This window comes from Thermomonospora echinospora, from assembly GCF_900108175.1.
In the GTDB taxonomy this organism is placed as follows: Bacteria; Actinomycetota; Actinomycetes; order Streptosporangiales; family Streptosporangiaceae; genus Thermomonospora; species Thermomonospora echinospora.
Map to the genome: position 1 here is coordinate 271868 of NZ_FNVO01000010.1, position 8391 is coordinate 280258.

The 8391-nt window shown below is 71.6% G+C and carries 7 protein-coding genes; all 7 read left to right on the forward strand.

The annotated features are described in order from the left end of the window. The first annotated feature begins 19 nt into the window (after window positions 1-19). Window positions 20-1567, forward strand: coding sequence for an FGGY-family carbohydrate kinase (locus C4U03_RS23100; RefSeq protein WP_103939942.1), 1548 nt, complete (start codon window positions 20-22; stop codon window positions 1565-1567). Next, complete coding sequence (locus tag C4U03_RS23105) at window positions 1557-2513, forward strand: sugar-binding transcriptional regulator (RefSeq protein ID WP_103939943.1); 957 nt, start codon at window positions 1557-1559, stop codon at window positions 2511-2513. The genes C4U03_RS23100 and C4U03_RS23105 overlap by 11 nt, the downstream gene beginning before the upstream one ends. Continuing rightward, window positions 2510-3997: a sugar ABC transporter ATP-binding protein gene (locus tag C4U03_RS23110; protein ID WP_103939944.1), complete on the forward strand. Its 1488-nt coding sequence runs from the start codon at window positions 2510-2512 to the stop codon at window positions 3995-3997. Before C4U03_RS23105 ends, C4U03_RS23110 begins: the two co-directional genes overlap by 4 nt. Further along, complete coding sequence (locus C4U03_RS23115; RefSeq protein WP_103939945.1) at window positions 3994-4989, forward strand: ABC transporter permease; 996 nt, start codon at window positions 3994-3996, stop codon at window positions 4987-4989. Before C4U03_RS23110 ends, C4U03_RS23115 begins: the two co-directional genes overlap by 4 nt. Further along, the gene (deoC, locus tag C4U03_RS23120) at window positions 4986-5921 is read left to right on the forward strand and encodes a deoxyribose-phosphate aldolase (protein WP_103939946.1); all 936 of its coding nucleotides are present in this window, start codon (window positions 4986-4988) and stop codon (window positions 5919-5921) included. The genes C4U03_RS23115 and deoC overlap by 4 nt, the downstream gene beginning before the upstream one ends. Before the next feature lie 103 nt (window positions 5922-6024). Continuing rightward, window positions 6025-7464, forward strand: a complete 1440-nt coding sequence (locus C4U03_RS23125; protein ID WP_200827405.1) for an aldehyde dehydrogenase family protein — start codon at window positions 6025-6027, stop codon at window positions 7462-7464. 46 nt (window positions 7465-7510) lie between these two features. Further along, the coding region (locus tag C4U03_RS23130) for an aldehyde dehydrogenase family protein (RefSeq protein WP_103939983.1) at window positions 7511-8391 on the forward strand (881 nt) is incomplete at its 3' end.

The window sequence follows — 8391 nt, forward strand, 5'->3', positions numbered from 1 at the left end:
CGGCCGGACGGGAGGAAACGTGAGCGCGCTGCTGGGGATCGACCTGGGCACCGAGGGGGCGCGGGTCGCCGTCTTCACCGGCGACGGCACCGTACTCGGCACCGGCCGGCACGGGTACCCCACCCGCTACCCCCGGCCCGGCTGGGCCGAGCAGGACCCCGAGGACTGGTGGCGCGCCGTCGTACGGGCCACCCGGGCGGCGCTCACCGAGGCGGGCGACCCCGAGGTGGCCGGAGTCGCGGTGGCCACCACCGCGTCGACGGTCGTCGCCTGCGACGACGCCGGCCGCCCGCTCCGCCCGGCCATCCTGTGGATGGACGGGCGGGCCGGCGCCGAGTCCGAGCTGACCGGGCGGACCGGTCACGAGGTGCTGCGGTACTCCGGAGGCTCGGACGCCGTCGAGTGGCTGGTGCCCAAGGCGATGTGGCTGGCCCGCCACGAGAGGCGGACCTACGAGCGGGCGGCGCGCATCGTCGAGGCCGTCGACTACCTGACCTGGCGGCTCACCGGCACGTGGACGGCCACCCGGATGAACGCCGTGTGCAAGTCCAACCACGATCCGCGCGGCACGGGCTATCCCGCCGAGCTGTACGCCCTGCTCGGCGTCCCCGACCTGGTCAAGAAGCTGCCGCCCACGGTGCTGCCGGTCGGTGCGGTGGCCGGCGAGGCGACCGACGCCGCCCGCGCCGAACTGGGCCTGCGGGGCCGTCCGGCGGTCGCGGTCGGCGGCATCGACGCCCACCTGTCGCTGCTGGCCACCGGGGGCCTGGCGCCCGGCCGCCTGTCGGTGGTGTGCGGCACGTCCAACGCCTTCGTCGCCGAGATCGACGAGCCGGTGTTCACCCCCGCCATCTGGGGCCCGTACCCCGACGCCCTGCGCACCGGGTACTGGCTGGTGGAGGGAGGCCAGGTCTCGGCGGGCTCGGTGCTGCGCTGGATGAGCGAGGACCTGCTCGGCTACACCCGCGAGCGGCTGCCCGAGCTGTGCGAGGAGGCCGGGCGGGTCGGCCCCGGCGAGCACGGGCTGACCGTCCTGGACTACTTCATGGGCAACCGGACGCCGCTGCGCGACCCCGGGCTGCGCGGCGCGGTGCTCGGCCTCACCCTCGGCACCACCCCGGCCCAGCTCTACCGGGCCGCCGTGGAGGGCGTCGCGTACGGCACCCGCCAGGTGCTGGAGTCGTTCCTGGACGCCGGAGTCCCGGTGGAGGAGATCTACGTCTCCGGCGGCATCCGGCACAACCCGCTGTGGCTGCAGACCACCGCCGACGTGCTGGGGCGTCCGCTGCGGCTGGTGGGCCGGCCGGACGGGGCCGGCGGCGCGGGCGACAACCTCACGCTGCGGGCCTGCGCGGTGATCGCCGCGACCGCCGTCGGCGCCCAGCCCGACCTGGCCACCGCCGCCGCGGCCTTCACCCCGGTCACCACCTTGGTCGAGCCGTCGGCGCAGGCCGGGCACACGGCGGCCTACGACGAGGGCTACGCCCTGTACCGGCAGGCCACCCAGGACACCCGCGAGGTGTCCCACCGGCTCGGCCGCCCCTGGGGAGAGCGCGATGACGGCTGACGACCCCGAGTACGAGGCCCTGCTGCTGCGGGTCGCCGAGATGTACTACGAGGGCGACCAGACCCAGGAGCAGATCGGCCGGAAGCTGCACCTGACCCGCTGGAAGGTCGGGCGGCTGCTGTCGGAGGCCCGCGCCGTCGGCATCGTCCGGATCGAGATCGTCCACCCGCGCCACCGCCTGCACACGCAGGAGAAGGCGCTGACCGAACGCTACGGGCTCCGCGACGCCGTCGTGGTGCCCGCCGACGGGGCGGCCGACGACCTCGAACTGCGCGACCGGGTGGCGGGTGCGGCGGCGCACTACCTGGCCGACCTCAGCCCGGCGCCGCGCACCCTCGGCGTCTCCTGGGGCCGCACCCTGGACGCGGTCGCCGCGCACATCCAGCCCGGCTGGGCCCGGGGCGTGCACGTCGTCCAGGTGAACGGCGGCCTCAGCCGATCCCGGCGGCCCACCTCGGCGTCCGACATGGCCAGCCGCCTGGCCCACCACGGCGGCGGCACGGTGACCCTGCTGTCCGTCCCGGCGATCGTGGAGCAGGACGCCACCCGCCGGGTCCTAGAGAACGACCGGTCGGTGGCGGGCGTGCTGGACCTGGCCCGGCACTGCGGCGCCTACCTGTTCAGCCCCGGCGCGCTGTCGCGCGACTCGGTCCTGGTGGAGTCCGGCTACCTGACCGCCAAGGACGTCACCACCCTCGCCGACGCGCAAGGCGTGGGCGACGTGGTCGGCCGGTTCATCGACGCCGAGGGCCACATCGTCTGGGACGAACTGGACCGCCGCACCCTCGGCGTCACCCTGGACGACCTGCGCAACGGCAACTGGTCCATCGCGGTGGTCGCCGGAGCGGCCAAGCACCGCGTGTCCCGGGCGGTGGTGGCCAGCCGGATCTGCAACGTCCTGATCACCGACCAGCACACCGCCGCCCACCTGCTGGAGGCCTCATGAGCGAGCCGCAGACCCCGCTGCTGGAGATGCGGGGGATCGTCAAGCGCTTCCCGGGCACCCTCGCCTGCGACGGCGCGAGCCTGTCAGTCCGCGCGGGGGAGGTGCACTGCCTGCTCGGCGAGAACGGCGCGGGCAAGAGCACCCTGATGAAGATCCTCGCCGGGTCGTACCGGCCCGACGAGGGCGAGATCACGCTGGCCGGCCGGCCGCTGCGCTGCACCAGCCCGCAGGACGGCCTCGCCGCCGGCATCAGCGTCATCTACCAGGAACTGGACCTGGCCCCCGACCTGACCGTCGCGCAGAACCTCTTCCTCGGGCGGGCGCCGGCGCGCGGCCCGTTCGTCCGCCGGCGGGCCCGCTCGGCGGCGGCGGCCGAGGCCATCCGCCGGGTCGGCGGCACGTTCTCCCCCGAGGACCGGGTGCGCGACCTGCCCATCGCCGCCCAGCAGCTCACCGCCATCGCCAAGGCGCTGACCATGGACGCCAGGGTCATCGTCATGGACGAGCCCTCCGCCACGCTGGGCGAACGCGATCTGGAGGTGGTGTTCTCGGTCATCCGGGACCTGGCGGCGGAGGGACGCGCGATCATCTACATCTCGCACCGGCTGGACGAGGTGTCGCACATCGGCGACCGGGCCACCGTGCTGCGCGACGGGCGCGACGTCGGGGTGTTCGACCTGGCCACGACCAGCCACGACGAACTGGTCGGCGCGATGATCGGCCAGGCCCGCGAACTGGTCCGCCGGGCGGACCGGCCCGAGCCCACCGGCGCGCCGCGGCTGTCGATCGAGCACGTCACGGTCGGCGACATCCTGGACGTCTCCGGCATCGACGTCCGGCCCGGCGAGATCGTCGGCCTGGCGGGCCTGGCCGGGGCCGGGCGCACCACGCTGCTGGCCGCCCTGTTCGGCGCGGTGCGCGGCGAGGTCAGGGCCCGGCTGGACGGCAGGCCGCTCCCGGTCGCCGGACCGCGCACCGCCGTCCGCAACGGGCTGGCGCTCGTCCCCGAGAGCCGTAAGGAACAGGGCCTCTTCCTCGGGCTCGGCGTCGCCCGCAACGCGGCCATCGCCGCGCATGGGCTGGTGGCGCCCCGTACGCGCGGCCGGAAGAAGACCGCCCCCGTCCTCACCGGGCTGGGCGTCAAGCACGCCTCGCCCGAGCAGCCGGTCGGCCAGCTGTCCGGCGGCAACCAGCAGAAGGTCGTACTGGCCAAGTGGATCACCCGTGGCATGCGGGTGCTGCTGCTGGACGAGCCCACCCGCGGGCTGGACATCGGCGCCAAGGCCGACCTGTACCGCCAGGTGCGCCGGCTCGCCGACGACGGTGTCGCGGTGCTGCTGGCCAGCAGCGAGCTCGCCGAGCTGACCGCGCACGCCGACACCGTCTGGGTGCTCCACGAGGGCCGCAACGTCGCGCGGTTCGACCCCCGGACCACCCCTGAGGCCGACATCGCCCACACCGTCATCACTGGAGCCAAGCCATGACCCAGACCGCGTCCCGGACCCGGCTCCCGGGGGCCGGCGTCCTGTCCCGGCAACGCAGCCTCGACCTGCTCCGCAATGGCAACCTGCTGGTGGTCTTCCTGCTGCTGTGCGTGGTGGCGGCCCTGCTCGCGCCGGAGTTCCTCACCACCCGCAACATCGCCAACCTGCTCCAGCAGTCCAGCCTCACCGGCATCGTGGCCATCGGGATGACGCTGGTCATCCTGACGGCGGGCATCGACCTGTCGGTGGGCAGCACCGCGGCCTTCGCCGGCATGCTGGTGGCGGTGCTCATCTCCGACGGCGTCCATCCGATCCTGGCGATCGTGGCGTCGCTGGCCGCCGGCGCCGCCGCCGGGGCGGTGATGGGCGGCCTGTCGGCCTACCTGGCACTGCCGGCCTTCATGACCACCCTCGCCGGCCTCACCAGCATCCGGGGCCTGACCTACCTGCTCACCGACGGCACACCGGCCGGCGGCGACCTGCCCGAGGGCTTCCAACTGCTGGGCGGGGGCTTCATCGGGCACGTCCCGATCGTGGGCCTGATCTTCATCGGCGTGACGGTGATCGCCGCCCTGGTGCTGCGCGGCACCACCTTCGGCGAGTACGTCTACGCGGTCGGCAGCAACCGCGAGGCGGCCCGGCTGTCCGGCCTGCCCGTACGCGCCGTCACCACGGCCGTGTTCGCCATCTCCGGCCTGCTCGCCGCGCTGGCGGGCGTCCTGCTCACCTCGCGCCTGACCATCGGCCAGCCCACCGCGTTCAGCGGGCTGGAACTGGACGCCATCGCCGCGGTGGTGCTCGGCGGAACGAACCTGTTCGGCGGCCGGGGCAAGGTCTTCGGCACCTTCGTGGCGGTGCTGCTGCTGTCGGTGCTGAAGAACCTGTTCAACCTGGTCGGACTGAGTTCGTTCTTCCAGATGGTCGTGACAGGGCTGATCCTGGTAGCGGCACTGATCCTCAACCGTGTCCTCGAGAACAGGGGCGACCGATGACCGTGATGCGAGACGACGCGCTCTCCGGGGCCGAACTGCGCGCGTTCCTGCAGGGCCTGCCGGGTGTGGATCAGGTGGGGGCTGAGGAGCGGGCGGCTCGGCTGGGGACTCGTTCGATCAAGGCCTCGGCGAAGGCGGAGGCGATTGATCTGGCGATCTCCATGGTGGATTTGACCACGTTGGAGGGGGCGGACACGGCGGGGAAGGTGCGGGCGTTGTGTGCCAAGGCGGTGCGTCCGGATCCGGACGACTCGTCGGTGCCGAGGGTGGCGGCGGTGTGCGTGTATCCGGATCTGGTGGAGGTGGCGGTGCGCGCTTTGGCGGGGTCGGGGGTGGGGGTGGCTTCGGTGGCGACGGCGTTTCCGTCGGGGCGGGCGCCGTTGGAGGCCAGGCTGGTCGATACGCGGGCGGCGGTGGCGGCCGGGGCGGGGGAGATCGACATGGTGATCGATCGGGGTGCGTTTCTGGCCGGTGACTATCTGAAGGTGTTTGAGGAGATCGTGGCGGTGAGGGAGGCGTGCGGGGGCGCGCACCTGAAGGTGATCTTGGAGACCGGTGAGTTGGTCACCTATGACAATGTGCGTCGGGCGTCGTGGTTGGCGATGCGGGCGGGGGCGGACTTCATCAAGACCTCGACGGGGAAGGTGTCGGTGGCGGCGACGTTGCCGGTGACGTTGGTGATGTTGGAGGCGGTGCGGGACTTCCGTGCTGTGACGGGGCGGCAGGTGGGGGTCAAGCCTGCTGGGGGGATCCGGACGACGAAGGATGCGCTCAGGTATTTGGTGTTGGTGAATGAGACGGTGGGGCCGGATTGGTTGTCGCCGCGTTGGTTCCGGTTGGGGGCCTCTAGTCTGCTCAATGATTTGTTGATGCAGCGCCGCAAGCTGGCCACGGGTGTGTACTCCGGTCCCGACTACTTCACTGTGGACTGAACGTATGAGTGAGTCGGAGGAACGCGCGGAGCGAGGAACGAGTGAGCACGCGACGACGAAGGGCCGTGCCTCAAAGCGGTCCGCAGGTGAGTGGGAAACACGCATGAGCGAGAGCATCTTCGAGTACGCGCCGGCGCCGGAGTCCCGGAGCGTCGTCGACATCCGGCCCTCCTACGGGCTGTTCATCGACGGCGCGTTCACCGAGGGGCATGGGGAGCCGTTCAAGACCATCGACCCTGCCACCGAGGACACGTTGGCCGAGATCGCCTGCGCGGACTCCGCCGATGTGGATCGTGCGGTGGTTGCTGCGCGGGCTGCGTTTGAGCGGGTGTGGGGGCCGATGCCGGGTCGGGAGCGGGCGAAGTATTTGTTCCGGATCGCTCGGATCATTCAGGAGCGTGCCCGGGAACTAGCGGTGCTGGAGTCGGTCGATAACGGTAAGCCGATCCGGGAGTCGCGGGATGTGGATGTGCCGTTGGTGGCGGCGTATTTCTTCTACTACGCGGGGTGGGCGGACAAGCTGGAGCATGCCGGGTTCGGGGCCGATCCTGGGCCGGTGGGGGTGGCCGGGCAGATCATCCCGTGGAACTTCCCGCTGCTCATGCTGGCGTGGAAGATCGCCCCCGCGTTGGCGTGTGGGAACACCGTGGTGCTCAAGCCGGCCGAGACGACGCCGTTGACGGCGTTGGTGTTCGCTGACATCTGTCGGCAGGCCGACCTGCCGGCGGGGGTGGTCAACATCGTCACCGGGGCGGGGGAGACCGGCCGGGTGTTGGCCGCTCACCCGGGGGTGGACAAGGTGGCGTTCACCGGCTCGACGGAGGTGGGTAAGCAGATCGCCCGCGCGGTGGCCGGCAGCCGCAAGCGGCTGACGCTGGAGTTGGGTGGTAAGGCCGCCAACATCGTGTTCGAGGATGCCCCGTTGGATCAGGCGGTGGAGGGGGTGGTCAACGGGATCTTCTTCAACCAGGGGCAGGTGTGCTGCGCCGGCTCGCGGCTGCTGGTGCAGGAATCGATCGCCGAGGAGTTGCTGGAGCGCCTCAAGGCGCGGATGGCGACGCTGCGGGTGGGGGACCCGTTGGATAAGAACACCGATGTGGGGGCGATCAACTCCGCCGCCCAACTCGCCAAGATCCGGGAGTTGGCGCAGGCCGGTGAGGATGAGGGCGCGGCGCGTTGGTCGCCGGCGTGTGTGTTGCCGCAGCGGGGGTTTTGGTTTGCGCCGACGGTGTTCACCGGGGTGGCGCAATCGCATCGGATCGCGCGGGAGGAGATCTTCGGGCCGGTGTTGTCGGTGTTGACCTTCCGCACTCCGGCCGAGGCGGTGGAGAAGGCCAACAACACCCCCTACGGGCTGTCGGCGGGGGTGTGGACCGACAAGGGGTCACGGATGTTGTGGATGGCGCAGCGGCTGCGCGCCGGGGTGGTGTGGGCCAACACCTTCAACAAGTTCGACCCCGCCTCCCCGTTCGGCGGCTACAAGGAATCCGGTTTCGGCCGCGAGGGCGGACGCCACGGACTGGAGGCCTACCTCAATGTCTAACCCAACCCCCAACACGCCGGTGCCCGATTCGCCGTCCGGTTCGCCGATGCCTGCTTCGCCGAGGTCTGGTCCCAGGTCTGGTGCGCCGCGCTTGGCCGTGCGTAAGACCTACAAGTTGTTCATCGCCGGGGCCTTCCCCCGCTCGGAGTCCGGCAGGTCGTACGTGGTCAACGACGCCAAGGGCGCCTTCCTGGCCTATGCCGCCCACGCCTCCCGCAAAGACGCCCGCGACGCCGTCACGGCGGCGCGTAAGGCGTTCGCCGGCTGGGCGGGGCGTGCCGCCTACAACCGGGGGCAGATCCTGTACCGCATCGCCGAGATGCTGGAGGGCCGCCGCGCCCAGTTCATCGACGAACTCCGCGCCGCAGGATTGGCCAAGACCGCCGCGGCCGGTGAGGTGGAGGCGGCCATCGACCGGTGGGTGTGGTACGCTGGCTGGGCCGACAAACTCACCACCGTCGCCGGGTCGGCCAACCCGATCTCCGGGCCGTTCTTCAACGTCTCCACCCCCGAACCCACCGGTGTCGTCGCCGTCATCGCCCCCGACTCCCCCCTGCTCGGCCTGGTCTCGGTCCTCGCCCCCGTCATCGTGACCGGTAACACCTGTGTGGTCATCGCCTCCGAGCCGGCGCCGCTACCGGCGATCACCCTGGCCGAGGTGCTGGCCACCTCCGACCTCCCGGGCGGGGTGGTCAACATCCTCACCGGCCACCGCGAGGAGTTGGCCCCCATCCTGGCCAGCCACATGGACGTCAACGCCCTCGACCTGGCCGGCACCCCCACCGACCAGGCCGGCCCCCTACAAGAGGCCGCCGCCGGCAACCTCAAACGGGTGCTGCCCCCCACCGGCGACGAGTGGACCACCGACCCCGCAACCACCCGGATGACCGCCTTCCTAGAAACCAAAACCGTCTGGCACCCCATCGG

Coding starts and splice junctions, on each gene's coding strand:
- C4U03_RS23105 (WP_103939943.1), top strand. CDS start 1,557: ATGACGGCTGACGACCCCGAGTACGAGGCCCTGCTGCTGCGGGTCGCC.
- C4U03_RS23110 (WP_103939944.1), top strand. CDS start 2,510: ATGAGCGAGCCGCAGACCCCGCTGCTGGAGATGCGGGGGATCGTCAAG.
- C4U03_RS23115 (WP_103939945.1), top strand. CDS start 3,994: ATGACCCAGACCGCGTCCCGGACCCGGCTCCCGGGGGCCGGCGTCCTG.
- deoC (WP_103939946.1), top strand. CDS start 4,986: ATGACCGTGATGCGAGACGACGCGCTCTCCGGGGCCGAACTGCGCGCG.
- C4U03_RS23125 (WP_200827405.1), top strand. CDS start 6,025: ATGAGCGAGAGCATCTTCGAGTACGCGCCGGCGCCGGAGTCCCGGAGC.